The following is a 17,985-nucleotide window of genomic DNA, read 5'->3' on the forward strand; positions in this document are numbered from 1 at the left end:
GTGCCTAGGCGCCGGAGCGGCTCGCCAACCGGGCAAGGCTGTCCACGCTCACATGCCGGTTGTTCTCGATCCGGATCACGCCGTCTGTCCGCAGCCGTGTCAGTTGGCGGCTCACCGTCTCGATCGTCAGGCCGAGGAAATCGGCGATGTCGGCGCGCGTCAGCGGCAGCTCGAAACTCGTCGAATTGGTGTTTGGATCAAGCGTCGGATCGATATTCCTGGCAATCATCAGCAGGAAGCTCGCCACCTTCTCCGCGGCGCTCTTGCGCCCCAGCGTCACCATCCAGTCGCGCGCCTCGTCGAGTTCGTTCAGTGTCTGTTTGAGCAGGCGATGCTCGAGTTCCGGCGATTCCCCCATCATCCTTTCGATGGACGCTCTTGGAAACGAACACAGCGAGACGGCCGTTGCCGCTTCCGCGTTGATCGCACTTTCCACCTTGAACGGCCGCCCCAGAAAATCGGGGGCAAACTGAAGCCCGACAATCTGCTGGCGTCCGTCCGAAAGGCTTTTGGTTAGCTTCACCACGCCGGAAAGCACGTTGGAATAGCTGTCAACGGTCTCGGCGTCGCCAATCAGTTCCACCCCCGGTCCGATCGTGTGCTTCGACGAGGTCTTGGCCAGCCCGACCAATTGGTCGGGAGCAAGCGCACCGCAGACCCCGCGATGCCTTGCCTCGCAAGATTGGCAAAGCACGGGAATGCCGGCGCTATGAATATCCTGACGTGCTGTCATCGATCTTCCGAGGATCCAGTGTACCGGCAAGATAGCATCAGCCATGGAAAAAGCCTTGTGGCAGTTTGTCCGGTGCAAGGGCTTTGACCGAAATCAAGGCATTGGCGTGCCGTTACGGTCATTTTCTTGACCATGCAAAACCTAACGGATGGCGACATGCGACCGGAACTGGCTGCCAGGCTTGGCGAGAACGTACCGCGCTACACCAGCTATCCGACCGCGCCGCATTTCCATCCGGGGATCGATGCCGCTGTCGGCCGAAGCTGGCTGGAGGCGCTCGAAAACGGCGACGAGATTTCGCTCTATTTGCATATCCCCTATTGCGACAGGCTCTGCTGGTTCTGCGCCTGTCACACCAAGCAGACACGTCACTATGAACCGGTGACCGCCTATCTGCGCTCGTTGCACGCCGAGATCGCCACGATTGCGCGTATCGTCGGCGGCAAGGCCGGCGTGCGCGCCGTCCATTTCGGCGGCGGCTCTCCGACGATGCTGAAGCCCCAGGACCTGGTGGCGCTGGGTGCGGCATTGCGAGGCAGCTTCGACTTTCTTCCGGATGCCATGATCAGCGTCGAAATCGAACCCAACGACATGGACGATGCCCGTCTCGACGCACTCGCCGAGATCGGCATGACGCGGGCAAGCCTTGGCGTCCAGGATTTCGATCCGAAGGTACAGCAGGCGATCAACCGCGAGCAGAGCTTTCTGCTGACCAAGACAGTCGTCGACGGAGTCCGCTCGCGCGGCGTCGGCTCCGTGAACCTGGATCTGCTCTACGGCCTGCCGCACCAGACCAGGCAGAGCGTCTCGTCCACCGTCGCGCAGGCACTGACGCTGGAACCGGACCGGATTGCATTGTTCGGCTACGCGCACGTGCCCTGGTTCAAGAAGCATCAGACGATGATCGATGAAGCCTGGCTGCCGGATTCGGTCGAACGGTTCGCCCAGTCGCGGATCGCCGCTGGCCTGATGCTGCGGGCGGGATATGAAGCCGTGGGCTTCGATCATTTTGCCAAACCCGGCGACGCACTGGCGATCGCGGCCCGAACGGGCGCCTTGCATCGTAACTTCCAGGGCTACACCGAGGATAGCTGCGAGACGCTGATCGGACTTGGCCCGTCGTCGATCAGCCGGTTCCGGCAGGGCTATTTGCAAAACATGCCGGCGACCGCCGAATACGGCCGCATGGTCAAGGCGGGCGGCCTGGCCGCCGTGCGCGGTATCGCGCTTTCCGAAGATGATCGTGTCCGCGGCTGGATCATCGAGCGTTTGATGTGTGATTTCGGCTTCTCCGCGCTCGACCTGGTTGAACGTTTTGGCGATGCCGGCCAACGGCTTCTGCTGAAGGCAAGTTCCATCGCGCTTCGCGATCCCGACGGGTTGCTCGAGCTTGATTGCGACCGCTTCGTCGTGCCGCCGCAAAGCCGCCCCTTTGTCAGAAGCATCGCGGCGAAGTTCGACAGATATCTCGAAACCGGCAAAGCCAGGCATTCGGTGGCGGTGTGAGTCCTGTCCGGCTCAGAAATGCTTGCCCACCTCGAATGGACCGATGCGCGTTCCCGCTGCGATCAGGTAGGCGGTCGACCAGCCGATAAGAAGAAATCCGTTCACGCCCTCGAGCGCCGCCAGCACGCGCCATGCGTGAGCGGGCACGATGTCGCCGTAGCCGACCGTCGAAAAGGTGATGGTCGAAAAATAGAGTGCAGTCTCGAAGTCGGCGAAGATATCGAGCAACCGGTATAGCCCTGCCCACAGCCATACCTCCGCTGTCATGACAGCGAAGAGCCCCATCACCACACTGATCATCGCAACGATCCGGCTGCGGCGCCCATGCATGCGAAACCGGGCGACCAGGTATCCCATCGCATGCGTGACGGCGATCAGACCAAACGTATGGACCAAGACCGTCAGACTTATGACGATGGTGCCGATGAGCAGATTGAGGACCATGCGCGGAACGTAGCCATCCAGAAGCCTTGGTCCTTGTGCGAGATCAAATCCTTCATGGTATGCTGCAAACCGCGACCGTTGAATGTGCGTGTCATATGCATGTAGAAAAAGCTGGGGATTGCCCCCATCTCCGTTCTTGCGATGGGCCGGCACCGCTCACCAGTACCGCGACGGTACACCCCGCCCATCCGTGCTTGGCTGGCAATTGACCATCAAACGGAGCGCGCCAAGGAGCTGACGAAGGGGATGAAGCGCTCAGGATGAAGCGTGGTGTCTTCGGGCGAAGAAGTAGTCGGAACGCCTGCTGCCCCCTCGCTTCGCGACTCTGTCTCTCGGGTGCGCCGCGCGATCACATGCATCATCTGCGCCGGCGAGACCGAGTGCGCCTTGGGCTCATAATGTTCGTGTAATCCTCGGGACCATGCGAACGGCCGTGATTCCTGACGGCTGAGCTTCTTCCTAAACCTGCGGCCATCTGGCACAACGCTAAAGAAGATCTGCACAGCAGCGCGGTCCAGACGGACCTCGCCGCTGTGACAGAGCGCTGGAGTGATCAGAAGAAGCCGAGTTTCTTCGGGCTGTAGCTGACCAGCATATTCTTGGTCTGCTGATAGTGGTCGAGCATCATCTTGTGGGTCTCGCGGCCAATGCCGGACTGCTTGTAACCGCCAAACGCGGCGTGCGCCGGATAGGCGTGGTAGCAGTTGGTCCAGACGCGGCCCGCCTGGATGGCGCGACCGAAGCGGTAGCAGCGATTTGCATCACGGCTCCAGATACCGGCGCCGAGGCCGTAGAGGGTGTCGTTGGCGATCGACAGCGCCTCTTCGTCTTCCTTGAAGGTGGTGACGGAGACCACTGGCCCAAAGATTTCCTCCTGGAACACGCGCATCTTGTTGTGGCCCTTGAACACGGTCGGCTGTACGTAATAGCCGCCGGCAAGGTCACCCGGCAGTTCGGCGCGGCCGCCGCCGGTCAGCACCTCGGCACCTTCCTGGCGGCCGATGTCGAAGTAGCTCAAGATCTTTTCGAGCTGCTCTGAGGACGCCTGCGCGCCGAGCATGGTGGCCGGATCGAGCGGATCGCCCTGCACGATCGCCTGGACGCGCTTCAGCGCCGTCTCCATGAAGCGGTCGTAGATCGACTCGTGGATCAGTGCACGGCTCGGGCAAGTGCAGACCTCACCCTGGTTGAACGCGAACATGACGAAGCCCTCGACTGCCTTGTCGAAGAATTCGTCGTCTTCCGCGAGCACATCCTGGAAGAAGATGTTGGGCGACTTGCCACCGAGTTCGAGGGTTACCGGGATAAGGTTCTGGCCGGCATATTGCATGATCAGCCGGCCCGTGCTCGTCTCACCGGTGAAGGCAATCTTGGCGATGCGCGGCGACGACGCCAGCGGCTTGCCGGCTTCAAGGCCGAGGCCGTTGACGATGTTCAGGACCCCTGGCGGCAGAAGATCGCCGATCAGATCGGCCCAGAGAAGGATCGAGGCCGGCGTCTGCTCGGCCGGCTTCAGCACCACGCAGTTGCCGGCGGCAATCGCGGGCGCCAGCTTCCAGCACGCCATCAGCAGCGGGAAGTTCCAGGGAATGATCTGGCCAACCACGCCGAGAGGCTCGTGAAAGTGATAGGCAACGGTGTCGTCGTCGATCTGGGAGAGGCTGCCCTCCTGGCTGCGCAGTGCGCCGGCGAAATAGCGGAAATGATCGACGGCGAGCGGCACATCGGCGGCGGTCGTTTCGCGGATCGGCTTGCCATTGTCCCAAGTCTCGGCGAGGGCGAGGAGGTCTAGATTGTCCTCCATGCGGTCGGCGATGCGGTTGAGGATCAGCGCACGCTCGGCAACGCTGGTGCGGCCCCAGGCGTTCTTGGCGGCATGCGCGGCATCGAGCGCGGCTTCGATATCGGCGGCGTCGGAACGAGCGACTTCGCACAACAGCTGGCCGTTCACCGGCGAATGATTGTCAAAGTACCGGCCGGCGCGAGGCTCGGCCCATTTGCCGCCGATGAAGTTGCCATAGCGCTTGGCAAAGGGGACCTTGACCGCGCGCGAAAATTCTACCTTGTTCATGTCTTCCTCCCGAAGCGACGCCGCGAGATGCGGACGTTCTGGTTGAAAGCGTTGCAGGATGGATGCCGCAATGTCAGCCCCGTCCGGGCGCCGGACCAGGCCGACCTGTCGCAAAACTGCTACAGGTTGGGGCGCGAACATCAATGTGGGCGGCGGATGCCGAACCGGGCGAGTTTGCGATGCAGCGTGGCGCGAGAGATGCCGAGGTTCTGCGCGGCTGCGGAAACGTTGCCTTCTGACCGGGCAAGCGCGCGCTGGATGGCGGAACGCTCGGCTTCCGTCAAGTCTTCCGATGCCGCCGGCGCGTCGCCCAGGAGGTCGGCGGCGGGCAACGGCTTCGCCAGGCAATCCGGCGTGATGCCAAGCGCCAGCCGCGCGGCGCGGGTCGCCCCGACCACGAGATCGTCGGCATCGACCGCCACCAGCGCGCCCGTGCTCCTGTCGGCAACCGGCGCCAGCAGGATGCGCGCCTTCGGAAACGCCATGCGGAAATTGTCGGCCTCGATACGGCGGGTTGCTTCATTGACGGCCATTGCGATGAGATTGACGAAGCTCTCCGTCAGGTCGGCCCGGCAGGACGACACGTCGAGCGCGGCGACGAGGTTGCCCAGATGATCGTAGACTGGTGCCGTGGTGCAACTGAGCAGCGTGTTGCGGGTGAAGAAATGCTGATCACGGTGGATGGTGAGTGCGCGCTGCTCAACCAGGCACGTTCCGATGCCGTTGGTGCCCTCGCTGTGTTCACTCCACACCGAGCCGGTCCACAGGCCCCAGGAATGAAAGGTCTCGTCGTCGACCGGTGCGCCACGGCGATCGACCGGGACACCATCGCGATCAGCCAGCAACACGCAGCAGCCGACACCGCCGACGGCAAGATAGAGCCTGTCGAGACTGGACTGGGCGGCAGCGAGCAGAGGCTCGACCTTCTGCCGGGCGACGCTCAATTCGATGTCCGTCAACCGCCGGGGTGATTTCTGGCCTGCAGGATCAAGCCTGTGCAACGAGGCCGAGCGCCGCCACGAAGCGACCAGCGCCGATTTTGCAGCGGCATCCGATGCGATCGATGCTTGAACACGGTCCGCATGCAAAGTGGCCATGTGCCGGTCCATGCCTTCCTCCCGAAGCCTGAACGCCGATAGACTTGCCCGCTGTTTCCTCAGTCCTCCAGCGGCAAAAAAATAGATGTCCTCCGCGCAGCTATCTTGGTCTTGGTGCCCCGCTGTCAATTGGTCTGAAGTGCTAGAACCATCTAGGAGCCGGAGCGCAACTCATTCGTTCATCGCATGAAGCGCATCATGCCTGACGATTTCAATGCTGCGTAGGCTGAGCAGGCGGATGACGCCCTTGTCCTTCAGCCGGGTGAAGATCCGCGATACCGTCTCGATGGTGAGGCCGAGATAATCGCCGATGTCCATGCGCGACATCGGAAGTTCGACCTGCCGCAATCCGCCCTGGCGCTCCGCCAGGTCGATCAGGAACGCGGCGACGCGTTCGATGGCGCTCTGGCGACCGAGGACCAGCAGGTGTTCCTGGGCTCTGGTCAACCCCTTGAGCGCCAGGGGCAGCAACTGATGGGACATGTCCGCTCCAGCTGTGAGGCGGAAGACGCGGACACCGGTGGAATTGATCGCTTCAGCAAAGAAATGGTGCGTTGTGTCGGCTTCGAAGCCGAATGTCTCTCCGGCGAGGTGAAAGGCACTGATCTGCCGGCGGCCGTCAGCAAGCAGGCGGTAGACGCGGACGGCGCCGAATTCCACCTGGTAGAAGGCTCCGGCCTTTTCGCCCTGGGCGTAGATTTCCGCGCCTGCGGGATAGAAGCTGAGTGGTTGCAGCGGTGCGGGCTCGAAAGCCTCCGGCAGGTTGGGCAGGGTAGACCGTGACGGCAGCGAAATTCTGGAGGCGGCGTAGGCGTGCATGGCTGTTTTCCCGGTTGATCCGTGACACAGCAATCGCGCAAATCCGCGAGGCGCGAAATTCGGTTATGTCCCTACGGGAAACTACCTAGAGCCGCTCCTCCTGAATCGGTCCAGCGCTGGTCGCCGCAGTGAAGACAGCTATTCACTTGCTTCGCGGCCCGACACCTGTTCGATCGAGATACGGAAGAAAACGTGGGGTGCGCTGTCCGACACCGGAGGCATGACTGGCTTGAGGGCGCCGGGCTCCCACCAATCGGCATGCTTGCTCAACACCGACCATGCATGGTCGCGCTCGAGCTTGTGGCCAATCCGGTCCGGCAGTTCCTCATATCGGCCATCGACGACGACGCTTCTCCAGCCTCGGCCCTGGCCGCGTTCACTCACCTGGACGGACACCAGGGGATTGGCACGCATCCAGTCGATCTTCTTGCCGGGCATGGAAAACGCGTAGAGATGATTGTCGGCGTGTGCATAGTGCACCGGCACCACGTAGGGCTGCCCATCCTTCGCGCATGCCAGATGACCGACACGGTTGGCGGTCAGCAATTTCGTGCATTCCAGGGCGGATAATGTGCGGATCAGCATGTGTGATCTCCTGAGTTTATTGATCGTCCCACAGACTGTTGGCCCAGCCGCCTGGGCTGTCATTGATCGCGATCAAGGCAGGCTTGCCGCTCGCCCGCAGCGGCATAAGCGGCAATTTCGGAAAATGATTTAAATCAAGGCGCTGCTCGCCGCTTTCCCCAATCATGGGGAGATGTGGAAGCCGATCCTCAGCGCTCCGTTTGGTCGCGAACTCGAACTCGCCGTCTTCGACGAGGACGGCGAACATGCGCTCGTATTTCCCTGTATAAAAGGCCGGCAGGGTTGGAAGCACGCCGGGACTGGCGTGCGCGTCGATATCCGCCCGACCCATTGGCGCTACTGGCAGTCGAAGATAGTGCCGACAGACGACGGCAAGTCTCTCGGGGACGCTTGCTAGGGTTTGGATTCCACGATCAACGCCATGCGCACGAGATGCGACAGGCTGCCCGCGGCCATCTTGCTCATCACATTGGCACGATGAATCTCGACGGTGCGCGGACTGATACCCAGATCATAGGCGATCGTCTTGTTCGGCAAACCCGACACGAGCCCGTCCAGAACCTGCCGCTCCCGCTCCGAAAGTGTAGCCAGGCGCCCGTGGATTTCAGCGGATTGTGGATGCGTTGCATTCGCCTGGTTGCGGTTGGCCAACGTGGAGCGGATCGCGTCGATGAGCATCTCGTCATCGAACGGCTTTTCAATGAAATCGGAAGCGCCTTCCTTCATTGCCTGAACGGCGAGCGCCACATCGGCATGGCCCGTCATGACAATAACTGGAATTGTATGCCCGCCGGATCTCAGTTGGCGCAGGAACTCGATGCCGTCTATGCCCGGCATGCGCACGTCGGTGACGATGCAGCCGTCGAGGTCGCCCTTTGCCGTCGAGAGAAAAGCTGTGGCCGATTCGTGCAGGCGTACTGCAAAATCTGCAGTCGCCAGAAGAAAACCGAGCGACTTGCGCACGTCCATGTCGTCGTCAACCACGTGCACCAGATCACTGCCGGCCATTTGTGACCTCTTCCTGCTCCACAATGCGCAAGGTGAATCGGAAGGCGGTCCCGCCAGTCGGCATCGCCTCGGCCCATATGTGACCACCGTGCGATTCCACGATGGTGCGGCAAATGGAGAGACCGACACCCATGCCTTGCTTCTTGGTGGTTACAAACGGCTGGAAGAGTTGAGCCGAGACTTCCGGAGCGAGACCCGGGCCGGTATCGATCACGCTTACTTCGGCCATCCCATCATCCCGGGCAATTGTTGCGACTTTCAATTCGCGGCGCGGCGAGTCCTGCATAGCCTCCACCGCATTGCGCATCAGGTTGAGCAAAACCTGCTGAATCTGGATGCGGTCGGTCAAGACCAGTTCGGCGACTGGGTCAAGCTTGTAGCTGACGAGGAGATTTATCTCTCTCGCACCAACCAAGGCTAGGGATGCGGCTTCCTCGATCAGCATTGGCAGTCGTTCGACCTGGCGCTCGCTTTCGCCCCTGGCTACAAAATCCCTCAGGTGACGGATGACGTCGCCTGCCCGCAAGGCCTGCTCAGCTGCCTTTTCCACGGCATCGCGAAGCATGGGCGCATTCTCGTCCCGGCTCTTCTCAAGCAGCCGACGACTGCCTTTGAGGTAGTTCGTGATGGCGGTAAGCGGCTGGTTGATCTCATGAGCAAGCGTCGAGGCCATCTCGCCGAGTGCGGTGAACCGCGCCATGTGCAGCAGCTCCTGCTGCTGCTCCTGGATTCTTGCTTCTGCCCGGTGGCGTTCGGTCAAGTCGCGGCAGAAGCCGGTAAAGAAACGTCCGGTCCCCGGATGCATCTCGCCAACGGAAAGCTCCATCGGGAAAGTCGTGCCATCCTTGCGTGCCCCGGTCACGGTGCGGCCGAGCCCGATGATCCGGCGCTCTCCCGTCGTCAGGTAGCGAAGCAAATAGGCGTCATGCTCGTCGCGGTAGGGCGAGGGCATCAGCATTTTCACGTTTTGACCGATGACTTCGCCTGACTGGTAGCCGAACAGGGTTTCGGCAGCGGTGCTGAAGGATTGAATCCCACCCTGCTCGTCGATGACGACCATCGCGTCCGGCACTGTTGCGAGGATCGACCGCAAATGGTCCTCACGCAGCCGAAGTGCTGCGTTTGCAAAGGAGAGTTCGCTGACATCAGTACCTTCAATGAAGATCGCGGTGATACGGCCATCGTCAGCCTTGACTGGTTGGTAGACAAAATCGAGGATGCGCTCTTCGACCGGGCCGTCGGCTATGTTGCGAAGGCCAACCTTGACCCCGTGGCCAATGTAGGGCTCGCCGGTCGTGTACACATAGTCCAGATGTTCGAAAAACTCATTCCCTTCGAGCTCGGGAAAGGCGTCCCGCACTGACTTTCCAATCACTTGCCTGTGGCCAGTCAATCGCTGGTAGGCGGCATTGGTCAGCTCGAAAATGTGACCTGGCTCGCGCAGCAGCGCTATAAAGCCTGGAGCCTGATCGAACATTTGAGACAACAATGATTTCAGTGTCGTCCCGCCGGGTGACAAACTGAGCGCTTCGTCTTTGATCACCTGAAGTTCCTAGCTTCGAGACGGTGCTACCGGGGCTAACTATCACTTCTCGCTGCACACGCAAAACGAATCGAGCCGAGGTTTTCGAACGCAGATGCAGTTGTCGGGCCTTTGATGCGCATCAAGGCATTGGACGCTGTCGAATGCAATTCATCACGCATTCCATCGTTCAGTGAAAGGCGCCCGCAATGTCTTATAAGTCAATCATCGTCAACCTCGCCATCGATGCGCCTCCCGCACCTATTGTAAAGCTGGGGATCGAGCTTGCGGAGCGATTTGGAGCCCGTCTTATCGGTCTGGCGGCAGCGGATGTCCCGCCACTGGTCGCGACAGGCGACGGCATGGTCTACGAAGGCGAGATCATGCAGGTTCAGCGCACGGAAATCGAAAAACGGCTTGCCGAACTGCGCGCCGAATTCGAGAGATTGGTTCCGGCTTCGATCTTCAGCGAATGGGGGCAAGCCGTCTGCAGCCCAACCCGTTTCCTCAGTGTTTCTGCCAGAGCGGCCGATCTTATCGTTACCGGCAGCGGAACAGGGGAAAATGTCTTTCGCGCAGTGGATGTCGGCAGCCTGGTACTCGGTTCTGGTCGGCCGGTCCTGGTTGCCGCGAGCAATGTCGAACATGTCATGGCAAAAACCGCTCTTGTTGCCTGGAAGGACACCAGGGAAGCGCGACGGGCGATAACAGATGCATTGCCATTCCTGGCCAAGGCCAACGAAGTCGTCGTTGCCACAATCGATACCGATCGCGACGAAAGCATTCGCGACAGTCTCGCCGATGTCGCGGTTTTTCTGGAACATCACGGCATATTGGCGCGAACCGAACTCATTGCCGGCGAGGCTGACGGCGATAAGTTGCTGACATTTGCGCGGTTGATCCATGCGGACCTGATCGTCTCGGGGGCCTATGGGCACAGCCGTCTGCGGGAATGGGCGTTCGGCGGGGTGACGCGCTCGCTGATCGAGGAAAGCGGCATCAACCGCTTCATGTCGTATTGATGGGTCGACGTCCCAGCAGCCGAATGCGCGGCGGTGGGTTCAGGAACTTCAATCTACCCCCTTCGCCGCCTTGGTGTGGCAACGGCTCCGTCTGTTGATCGAGATCAAGTCATCGGCTGTCTGCATGGCTATGAGTCTCAAAGGTAGGAGTGTCCAAGATGAGCTTCCTCGATTACCTGATTTCAGTCGACGCCAGGGCAGCGTTGATGGGTCGCATGATGCGGACGGGGGGTGTCGACAGGGAGTTGAAAGTGGTGCCGGACCATGCAGCAGTAACCGATCGGGCGGTCAACCGTTGCCGATCCTGCGGCCATCAGGACGAATGCTCGACTTGGCTCGATCAACACGAGCAAGCCGATGCTCCGCCAGACTATTGTCGCAACCGCGACCTGATCGCACGGCTGCAGCATGCGGCCGGCCAGCGTTAGTCGTCGAGCGGCTACGCACGCAGTTCGCCTTGGGAAAATGGTGGTAGTAGCCCTTGGCTACGAGACCAGGATGACGGACAACGGCTCGGCGCAAAATAGATTGTCCTCAACGCCTTTGACGCCGGCGACGTTTTCGGCCGCGACGATGGCTGCCCGGCGCTCGCGTTCGTCGAAGATGGCGCCGCTCAGTTTTACGCTCCCTTTGTCGACACTGACATTGATCAGATCATTTCCAGCCCACTTCTGCGCTGCAAGCTCCGCGACGATGCTCTGGCGTATCTGTTCGTCGTCAATGGCCGTCGGGCTCGAGACCGGCCGCGTGTGGAGCAGCGCACGAAGAAGATCGGAGCGGGCGATCATTCCGACAACTTTATCGCCGTCGACGATCGGGACGCGTTTGATGCGGTGATGCGTCATCAACTCGACGACCTCGGCAAGCGATGCATTGGGGGATGCCGTGACAACGCTGTCGGTCATCACGTCCTCGACCCGCCGTCCGTTGGCCAGGACATATTCTTCGGCAACTCTTCCCGGGCTGACAAGAAACTCCAGCCAGCGTGGGCGCTTGCGCTGAGTGCCCAGCTCTCCGCGGCGCAGGAAATCACCCTCGCTGGTAATGCCCACCAGCGCGCCGTCGCTGCGAATGACGGGAAGCCCGCTGATCTTGCTGGAGAGCATCAATCCGGCTGCATCGGCGATCGTCGCAGACGGATCTATTGCAACGACCGGCGTGGTCATCATGGTTTTGGCTTGCATGCCAACCTCCTCAGACACTTTATCCCTTTGCTTATCGAGGTCACGCGCGCCGTGTCTTGATCTGAATCATTTTCAGATTGCGAAAGCGCAACGAGAGCGGTCCGAACGCGATTTATGAAGAGGCTTCGCAAATTGCGGAGACTTCATCGTGAAGCAACCCAGTTCGATCAACCCCGACATGGTCGTTGACGAAATCATGAGGAAATGGCCGGCAACGGTGGCTGTGGTGCTGAGATACAAGATGCTGTGCGTCGGCTGCCCGATCGGCACATTCCATACCGTGGCTGAAGCGTGCCGGGAACATCGGATCAACGAGGGCGACTTTCTTGTCGAACTCGAAGCGGCTGTTCGAGGAGAACGGTGAGGATCAGCGCTTGTCCCGGTTTTCCGCGAGAACCACAAGGCGATGCGCATCCTTGACCGTGACTTTCTGGCGTCCGCTGACGATTATCCCATTGTCTTCCCACTTGCTGAGCAGCCGGCTGACGGTGTGAAGGGCGGTAGTCGCGAAATCAGCGATCGGTCCAGCGCAGCCAAGCGGAATCCCACGGCCTTAGGGTTCTGCATCAGTCGTGCGGGAGATCTTTCTTATCTTGAGTTTGCGCCAGCGCAAATTGTCCTCGGCCGCATCGGGCTAAATGGCATGGAACGGCGCAGTGCCGCGAAGACGTAACAAAGGACAAATTGATGAAACTCTCTATCCTCGCCGTCGCAGTCTCCCTCGTGGCGCTCGCCGGCGGTGCAAGCGCCGAAGAGCATGTGGTGCAGATGCTCAACAAGGGCGAAAAGGGCGCCATGGTTTTCCAGCCGGCCTTCGTCAAGGCAGCTCCCGGCGACACCGTCAAGTTCGTGCCGACTGACAAGACGCATGATGCCGAGTCTATCAAGGGCATGCTTCCGGATGGCGCCGAGGCTTTCAAGGGAAAGCCCAGCGAGGAGATCACCGTTACGCTGACAAAGGAGGGCGTTTACGGCGTCAAATGCGCGCCTCACTACGGCATGGGCATGGTCGCCCTGATCGTTGTCGGAAAGCCGGTCAATCTCGATGCCGCCAAAGCGGTCAAGCACCCCGGGAAGGCAAAGACGGTGTTCGCCGACCTGTTCACCCAGGTTCCGGCCAACTGACCGGCAATCGATACAGCCATGCCTGCCGCATGAAGGGCAGGCGAGGGCCGGACGGACCGAGGGCGGCGGTTCATCCGGCCCTGTTCATTTGGAGACGCAAATCATGGGGACGGGACCCGCATTTCTTTCCTACGGATTCAGGCCCTTCTTCTTCCTCGGGTCGCTATATGCCGCGCTCTCCATTCTGCTTTGGCTGCCGATGTATGCTGGCGAACTCGATGCCCACAGTGCGTTCGTTGCCGTCGACGGGCACATTCACGAGATGCTGTTCGGCTAGCTGCGGCAACCTATTTCGCTCTACCTGTTCATTCTCGGCATGCCGATTACAGGGGCGGTGGCATGGTACTTTAGCTTCGGCGCCGCCAACCGGCAGACCATTTCATGCATTCGCCGAGTGCCCCAAATTGTGCTGCGCAGGGTTCATGCCCGCTTCCACCGAAACTTCGGCGCCACCATAATCAGTTCCTGGCTGATGATCTCGCCGCCTGGACCGACAATCATCGTCAACTCCCGATCATGATAACGCAAGGATAGGCGGTATCTGCCCTCGTCCTCACCGATCCCACGCTCGACCCGCCCCTTAATGCTACCGCGCTGCATCTGCCTCATGAAATATTCGACAGCGAACTTCATCGCCCGAGCGGCCACTGCGGCATCGATCTCAGGCGCACCATCCGCCCATCTAACCGAAATCATTCAAACCTCCAGAAGGAATCCCTGCCAGACCTTTGTCCCGCATGTTGTCGCAAGCCTTCTGATTCGAGTAGCTGATCACCATCCGGCTCCATCGGTAAAGCGAGACTTTGGTCACCAGTTCTGCATCGTCGGGATCGCCACGGATTTCTGAACCACGCGTTTCACGGCGGCCCAACCTTACTGCTGCATTCGGATCGTTCTTTGCTTTGACGCAAGCAGAATCCATTTCCAGGCATTGGAGGTTCATACTCCGAGGGTTCAGTGACCAGCCCGCCCAATGAACGCATCGCGGTTCAATTTGCGCGAGCGCAAAGAACTGACGTTCCGTATCCAGTAGCTTCTCTCCATCGAAGATGATCGCGACCCTCTTCAGAGAAGCGATTGGCACTGCTGCCTTCGCGGTGCCAGGCAAGCCAGCATCCTGAGACGGGGTCGAAACCCCGAAGTGAAGTCCGCTCACGCCTGCCGTTGGCATGTAGGCATCTTGAAAGGAGAAACCATTGTTGCAGAGATTAATCACGGCGGGCGCGGTTTGCGTGCTGGCAACCGGGACGGCGTTTGCCCATATCACATTAGAAAACGGAGAGGCCTCGGTGGGGTCCGCCTACAAAGCGGTTTTGCGTGTCCCACATGGCTGCGAAGGCACGCCCACCAATACGGTGCGGGTCCAGGTCCCCGAAGGCGTCATCGCAGTCAAGCCGCAGCCGAAAGCCGGATGGAAGCTGGAAAAGATCAGGGCCGCCTATTCCAAGTCCTACGACTACTACGGCGCGCCGGCCAGCGAAGGCGTGAAAGAGATAGTCTGGAGTGGCGGAAATCTCGGCGATGACGAATATGACGAGTTCATCTTCCGCAGCTATCTGACCCCTGTTCTCGAGGTTGGTAAAACAATGTACTTCCCAATTGTCCAGGAATGCGCAGAAGGCAAGGTGCAGCGCTGGATAGAAATCCCCGCCGTTGGGCAATCAGACGATGACCTCGAATTGCCCGCTCCCGGCATCAAGCTGCTGGGAAAGGCCATCGGCCACTGAGCAAAATGGGATGTGCTTTGCTGGAACCTCAATGGTCGCGGAACTGAGAGAAGCGAGACGAAAATGAAAATGGATTCGGAGAGTGAAAAAGTGATCGAGGAATGGCCAAGCCTTGTGTTCACCATCGAAGCAGCAAGCGGCGCAAAAGCGGACAATACCTTGCTTCCCATGCTTATCGCTGGCCTCGTCCTAATTGTCCTGGGTGGCGTGGTGGTGATGGCCTTCGTGTAGAAAAAAGAAGTTTAACGCCGTCTCTTGGCGACATCCCCTTGCAGCGATTGCGATGAGTTCTGGTATGTCCGAAACTTGCAGATATCGTCATATAGATGACTGGCGATGAACGGGTCAGCCCTCTCTCGATGGACTATGGCATACTTTGCCGTGGCGCTGGCCTTCTTGATCGCGGCACAAGCGCTGATGATCGCCGGCTACGGTTTTCCGACCGTTGGCGTGGAAGCTCCAGAAACGCTTGTGATCGTCCACATGATTACGATCGGCTGGCTCAGCCTATTGATGTGCGGAGCGTTGCTCCAGTTCGTACCAGTGCTCGTTGCGCAGCCCCTTCGCGACGAGTCCCTGGCTTTGCCGGCGTTGATCTGTTTGCTTATCGGGCTGTTCTGCTTGCTCACCGGTTTCCTCCAGCTTTCAGGCGCGATCGACGTCAATATCCCCGTTCTCGCGTTGGCGGGCCTCTCTCTTCCGGCTGGTTTCTCATTGATCGTATGGGTACTCGGGCGGACGTTGTGGAGCATCCGGCCATCCAGCCTGCCGCTACCTGCACGTTTCGTAGCCGGAGGACTCGCCTGCATCGCGGTCACCGCCGCGTTGGGTGCTTCGTTTGCATTTGTGCTTTCAGGCCAGGCGCCAGGATGGGCTAATTTCGACCTGCGAACACTGGCTCTTCCGATCCATGTGACGGTCGGGCTAGGTGGCTGGCTGGGTTTCACGGCAATCGGTGTCAGCTACCGCTTGCTGCCGATGTTCATGCTTTCCCCGGACAATGAACGCACCACAGGCCATTTGGCGCTGTGGACTGGGGCGATGGCCTTGGGACTGATCGTCCTGGCAGAGCCGCTGGAGGTTCTTTCAGGGACAATCATGTTGCCTACTGTTCTTGCTGGCTTGACGGGGCTCGGTGCGACCGTCTTCTACGGCATCGATCTCGTGTTCTTCTATCGCAACCGCAAGCGGCGCAAGATCGAGCTGAACAGCAGGTCGGCGATCGGTGCATTCGCGGCCCTCTATCTTTCGGTCCTGCTTCTGCTCGCGCTGTTGGCGAGCGGAACGCTTGCGCAGCATGTAGGCGCGATTGTCTATCTCGTCGCCTTCGGCTGGCTGACGGGGCTGGGGCTTTCACAACTCTACAAGATCGTGCCGTTCCTGACCTGGCTCGAATGCTACGGACCGGTGATGGGCAGGAAACCGACGCCCCGCGTCCAGGATCTTGTCGTCGAAACGCGCGACAGGTTCTGGTTCGCACTCTATTACGTCGGCGTACTGGCCGGAACCGGCGCGCTTCTGGCCGAGGTGGCGGTCCTGTTCCGGATGGCGACGGCTGTGACGTTGTTTGCCACCACGGCAATCGTCGTGGAACTCGTTCTGGCGCGCCGCCTTGTCAATGTTGCAGCTGCCCTGCGCCTGCCCGAGGGAGCTTCGCGCCCGCGTCTTTTCCTGCCTTCCTGGCGTTAGATACAAAGGAGATTCAAATGAATTCCCCGCATTACGACCTCGACGTTCGGCCGATCCTCAGCGAAGGCGGCGAGCCCTTCGGCGCTATCATGGAAGCCGTGGCCGCGCTCGCCCCCGGTCAAAGCCTGCGCTTGCTCGCTTCCTTCAAGCCGATTCCCCTGTTCCAGGTGCTTGGTGCGAGGGGGTTCGAGCCTTCGGCCCGTGAGATAGGCAACGGCGATTGGGAAGTGATCTTCACACCCGTCAATGCTGTGCCGCCAGCGCCGGAACAAACCGAACGGTCCTCGCGCTCTGCCTGGGGAGACGACTGGCCTGAGCCAGTCATGGAACTCGACAACCGCGACCTCGAGCCACCGGAACCGATGGTCAAGGCCTTGGAAGGAGTCGAATCCTTGGCGCCCGGCCGAACGATAGTCGTGCTGCTGCCGCGCGAACCGGTGTTCCTGTTCGAGGAACTACAGGCGCGAGGCCACCGCTGGCGCGGCGGCTTCGAACCGGAAGGGCATTATCGCATCGTTATCCGCTCTGGTGGACCGGGGGGACCACGGTCATGAGCGACGAAGAGGACGAGACACTGGCGGCTGGTGTGCGCGAAGCGCTACGCATGGTCATTGATCCCGAGCTTGGAGAAAATGTCGTCGATCTCGGACTGATCTACCAGGTTTCAGTGGGACATGACGGGACGGCGCAGATCCAAATGACGACCACGACACGTGCATGTCCAGCCACAGGCTATCTCAAGGACGCCGTACAGTCGGCGGCTTGGATCGTGAACGGAATCCACGACGTCGAGATCCGGCTCACCTACGAACCGCCGTGGACGCCCGAGATGATGAATGCCGACGCCAAGCGCAGTCTTGGCCTGGTCGAAACAGGAAGCAATGCATGAACGGGAAGCAGCGAAACAAGCCAACGATCGTCGTCGACGGCATGCCGTTGTCGAGCGCGCTTGATGAGACGATGATCCACCGGGTCGTCCACGGCTTTTACGAAGAAATCCGTCGCGATCACCTCCTGGGCCCGATCTTCAACGCCGCGATCCCACCTGAGGCATGGCCGCGTCATTTGGCGAAGATGTGCGACTTCTGGTCCGCAACGCTGCTGCGGACCTCCCGCTATGAGGGCCGGCCGCTGCCGCCGCACCTGACGATATCGGGCCTTGGCGAGGCGCATTTCCGGCGCTGGCTGACGCTGTTTCGAGCGACCGTGAAGCGCGTTTGCCCGCCCGAAGCCGCGGCACTGTTCATGTCCCGGGCGCTGCGCATTGCCCACAGCTTCCGTCTTGCAGTCGCTTTCAACCGCGGGGAAGACACCATTCACGTCAAACCAATCCTCGAGGAAAGCCTTTGCTCAGACAGAGCTTCGGAGTGATCGCAATGCCGATTTGACCATCTGGGAGATCGGTCCTTCATGCGACTGACAAGGCTCTCCACCCCGTCCGTCTTGCAGCAGG

25 protein-coding genes are annotated in these 17,985 nt (G+C 60.2%); 13 read left to right on the forward strand and 12 right to left on the reverse strand.

The window, feature by feature from the left end:
• Positions 1-4: 4 nt before the first annotated feature.
• Positions 5-733: a Crp/Fnr family transcriptional regulator gene (locus FJ426_RS07340; RefSeq protein ID WP_140825034.1), complete on the reverse strand. Its 729-nt coding sequence runs from the start codon at positions 731-733 to the stop codon at positions 5-7.
• A gap of 156 nt (positions 734-889) precedes the next feature.
• On the opposite strand from FJ426_RS07340, the gene hemN reads away from it, so the two are divergent.
• On the forward strand, positions 890-2,239 hold the full coding sequence (gene hemN, locus FJ426_RS07345; protein ID WP_140825038.1) for an oxygen-independent coproporphyrinogen III oxidase: 1,350 nt from the start codon (positions 890-892) through the stop codon (positions 2,237-2,239).
• Between the two features lie 12 nt (positions 2,240-2,251).
• Here the strand turns inward: hemN and FJ426_RS07350 are convergent, their stop codons facing one another.
• The 8 genes from FJ426_RS07350 to FJ426_RS07385 form a co-directional block, all read right to left on the reverse strand.
• On the reverse strand, positions 2,252-2,683 hold the full coding sequence (locus FJ426_RS07350) for a potassium channel family protein (RefSeq protein ID WP_140825042.1): 432 nt from the start codon (positions 2,681-2,683) through the stop codon (positions 2,252-2,254).
• A gap of 553 nt (positions 2,684-3,236) precedes the next feature.
• Positions 3,237-4,754 carry an aldehyde dehydrogenase gene (gene adh, locus FJ426_RS07355; protein WP_140825043.1) on the reverse strand — a complete coding sequence of 506 codons (1,518 nt, stop codon included), beginning with the start codon at positions 4,752-4,754 and terminating at the stop codon, positions 3,237-3,239.
• A gap of 140 nt (positions 4,755-4,894) precedes the next feature.
• Positions 4,895-5,863 (reverse strand): helix-turn-helix domain-containing protein, encoded by a 969-nt coding sequence (locus tag FJ426_RS07360; protein ID WP_140825045.1) that lies wholly within the window; start codon positions 5,861-5,863, stop codon positions 4,895-4,897.
• Between the two features lie 159 nt (positions 5,864-6,022).
• Positions 6,023-6,670, reverse strand: a complete 648-nt coding sequence (locus FJ426_RS07365) for a helix-turn-helix domain-containing protein (RefSeq protein ID WP_140825046.1) — start codon at positions 6,668-6,670, stop codon at positions 6,023-6,025.
• A 138-nt stretch (positions 6,671-6,808) separates the two neighbouring features.
• Positions 6,809-7,255, reverse strand: a complete 447-nt coding sequence (locus FJ426_RS07370; RefSeq protein WP_140825048.1) for a pyridoxamine 5'-phosphate oxidase family protein — start codon at positions 7,253-7,255, stop codon at positions 6,809-6,811.
• Positions 7,256-7,271: 16 nt separating this feature from the next.
• On the reverse strand, positions 7,272-7,502 hold the full coding sequence (locus FJ426_RS31270; protein ID WP_181176925.1) for a hypothetical protein: 231 nt from the start codon (positions 7,500-7,502) through the stop codon (positions 7,272-7,274).
• 146 nt (positions 7,503-7,648) lie between these two features.
• Positions 7,649-8,263, reverse strand: a complete 615-nt coding sequence (fixJ, locus tag FJ426_RS07380) for a response regulator FixJ (protein ID WP_140825051.1) — start codon at positions 8,261-8,263, stop codon at positions 7,649-7,651.
• A complete protein-coding gene (locus FJ426_RS07385) occupies positions 8,250-9,806 on the reverse strand; it encodes a PAS domain S-box protein (RefSeq protein ID WP_140825052.1) in 1,557 nt (518 codons plus the stop codon). Before FJ426_RS07385 ends, fixJ begins: the two co-directional genes overlap by 14 nt.
• 188 nt (positions 9,807-9,994) lie before the next feature.
• Between FJ426_RS07385 and FJ426_RS07390 the strand changes: the two genes are divergently transcribed.
• Positions 9,995-10,807: a universal stress protein gene (locus FJ426_RS07390; RefSeq protein ID WP_140825053.1), complete on the forward strand. Its 813-nt coding sequence runs from the start codon at positions 9,995-9,997 to the stop codon at positions 10,805-10,807.
• A gap of 158 nt (positions 10,808-10,965) precedes the next feature.
• Entirely contained in the window at positions 10,966-11,235 is a 270-nt protein-coding gene (locus FJ426_RS07395) for a DUF6455 family protein (protein ID WP_140825054.1), read from the forward strand.
• 57 nt (positions 11,236-11,292) lie between these two features.
• On the opposite strand, the gene FJ426_RS07400 is transcribed toward FJ426_RS07395, so the two are convergent.
• Positions 11,293-11,991 carry a CBS domain-containing protein gene (locus FJ426_RS07400; protein ID WP_140825056.1) on the reverse strand — a complete coding sequence of 233 codons (699 nt, stop codon included), beginning with the start codon at positions 11,989-11,991 and terminating at the stop codon, positions 11,293-11,295.
• 148 nt (positions 11,992-12,139) lie between these two features.
• Here FJ426_RS07400 and FJ426_RS07405 point away from each other — a divergent pair, with 148 nt between their 5' ends.
• The 4 genes from FJ426_RS07405 (at position 12,140) to FJ426_RS07420 (ending at position 13,393) form a co-directional block, all read left to right on the forward strand.
• Positions 12,140-12,355 carry a DUF1858 domain-containing protein gene (locus FJ426_RS07405; protein WP_140825057.1) on the forward strand — a complete coding sequence of 72 codons (216 nt, stop codon included), beginning with the start codon at positions 12,140-12,142 and terminating at the stop codon, positions 12,353-12,355.
• Positions 12,356-12,397: 42 nt separating this feature from the next.
• The gene (locus FJ426_RS32155; RefSeq protein WP_348643698.1) at positions 12,398-12,664 is read left to right on the forward strand and encodes a hypothetical protein; all 267 of its coding nucleotides are present in this window, start codon (positions 12,398-12,400) and stop codon (positions 12,662-12,664) included.
• 14 nt (positions 12,665-12,678) lie between these two features.
• Positions 12,679-13,116 (forward strand): pseudoazurin, encoded by a 438-nt coding sequence (locus FJ426_RS07415; protein WP_140825058.1) that lies wholly within the window; start codon positions 12,679-12,681, stop codon positions 13,114-13,116.
• A 103-nt stretch (positions 13,117-13,219) separates the two neighbouring features.
• Positions 13,220-13,393 carry an NnrS family protein gene (locus tag FJ426_RS07420; protein ID WP_246675504.1) on the forward strand — a complete coding sequence of 58 codons (174 nt, stop codon included), beginning with the start codon at positions 13,220-13,222 and terminating at the stop codon, positions 13,391-13,393.
• A 143-nt stretch (positions 13,394-13,536) separates the two neighbouring features.
• Here the strand turns inward: FJ426_RS07420 and FJ426_RS07425 are convergent, their stop codons facing one another.
• Positions 13,537-13,812, reverse strand: a complete 276-nt coding sequence (locus tag FJ426_RS07425; RefSeq protein WP_140825059.1) for a DUF6522 family protein — start codon at positions 13,810-13,812, stop codon at positions 13,537-13,539.
• The gene (locus FJ426_RS07430; protein WP_140825061.1) at positions 13,799-14,224 is read right to left on the reverse strand and encodes a hypothetical protein; all 426 of its coding nucleotides are present in this window, start codon (positions 14,222-14,224) and stop codon (positions 13,799-13,801) included. Before FJ426_RS07430 ends, FJ426_RS07425 begins: the two co-directional genes overlap by 14 nt.
• Positions 14,225-14,312: 88 nt before the next feature.
• Here FJ426_RS07430 and FJ426_RS07435 point away from each other — a divergent pair, with 88 nt between their 5' ends.
• The 6 genes from FJ426_RS07435 (at position 14,313) to FJ426_RS07455 (ending at position 17,903) form a co-directional block, all read left to right on the forward strand.
• Positions 14,313-14,843, forward strand: coding sequence for a YcnI family protein (locus tag FJ426_RS07435; protein ID WP_140825062.1), 531 nt, complete (start codon positions 14,313-14,315; stop codon positions 14,841-14,843).
• Positions 14,844-14,906: 63 nt separating this feature from the next.
• Positions 14,907-15,074: a hypothetical protein gene (locus FJ426_RS31275; RefSeq protein WP_181176932.1), complete on the forward strand. Its 168-nt coding sequence runs from the start codon at positions 14,907-14,909 to the stop codon at positions 15,072-15,074.
• Between the two features lie 105 nt (positions 15,075-15,179).
• Complete coding sequence (locus FJ426_RS07440) at positions 15,180-16,532, forward strand: hypothetical protein (RefSeq protein WP_140825064.1); 1,353 nt, start codon at positions 15,180-15,182, stop codon at positions 16,530-16,532.
• A 17-nt stretch (positions 16,533-16,549) separates the two neighbouring features.
• The gene (locus FJ426_RS07445; RefSeq protein ID WP_140825065.1) at positions 16,550-17,086 is read left to right on the forward strand and encodes a DUF2249 domain-containing protein; all 537 of its coding nucleotides are present in this window, start codon (positions 16,550-16,552) and stop codon (positions 17,084-17,086) included.
• Complete coding sequence (locus tag FJ426_RS07450; protein WP_140825068.1) at positions 17,083-17,421, forward strand: metal-sulfur cluster assembly factor; 339 nt, start codon at positions 17,083-17,085, stop codon at positions 17,419-17,421. Before FJ426_RS07445 ends, FJ426_RS07450 begins: the two co-directional genes overlap by 4 nt.
• Positions 17,418-17,903, forward strand: a complete 486-nt coding sequence (locus tag FJ426_RS07455) for a group III truncated hemoglobin (protein WP_140825073.1) — start codon at positions 17,418-17,420, stop codon at positions 17,901-17,903. Before FJ426_RS07450 ends, FJ426_RS07455 begins: the two co-directional genes overlap by 4 nt.
• The last annotated feature ends 82 nt before the right edge of the window (positions 17,904-17,985 follow it).

The organism is Mesorhizobium sp. B2-6-4 (assembly GCF_006441495.1).
Lineage (GTDB): Bacteria > Pseudomonadota > Alphaproteobacteria > Rhizobiales > Rhizobiaceae > Mesorhizobium.